The 510-nt window shown below is 21.0% G+C and carries 1 protein-coding gene; it reads right to left on the bottom strand.

Annotated features, from left to right (window positions below):
* Positions 1-176: 176 nt before the first annotated feature.
* A partial coding sequence (locus AYC60_RS08985) for a hypothetical protein (protein ID WP_197416948.1) occupies positions 177-510 on the bottom strand: 334 nt, incomplete at its 5' end.

Raw genomic sequence — 510 nt, 5'->3', positions numbered from 1 at the left:
TTTTAAAATAGTATATTTGTATTATTTGCCTATATAGTTGTATTCTATAATTCTTCATATCTAATAATATATACATTTTCATCAGTTACTAGATTTGTCTCTTTGTCAACTACTTTTTATTTATGTGTGATAGTATCTGTTTAAATATCTAATCTATCTAAGGCTTTTAATATTACTCAGTCTATTAATAAATTATTAATTGATAGTTTAGTATTTTCTAACTTTAATTTGAGGTCTCTAATATTTAAATTCGTTGCATTTAGTGTTATATTACTTTTCTTAGGAGTTTTTTCTTCAAGTTTTTTATCCTCTAATTTAAATTCATTTATTAAATACTTGTTATTATTATTATATTTAATATTATTTAGAAAATACGGATTATTTAAGAAATTTGATAGTTTTGTATATCTTGGGTCTTCTTCTACTGTATACTCTACATTCTTTCCATCTATATCTATATTTTCTTTATTATTTACATATCTTTCATCTTCTTCTCTTAAAGTCTGCTTA

It is taken from the genome of Streptobacillus felis (assembly GCF_001559775.1).
Taxonomy (GTDB): domain Bacteria; phylum Fusobacteriota; class Fusobacteriia; order Fusobacteriales; family Leptotrichiaceae; genus Streptobacillus; species Streptobacillus felis.
The sequence above is the reverse complement of the archived record's forward strand: the minus strand, read 5'-3'. Positions and strand labels throughout refer to the sequence as shown.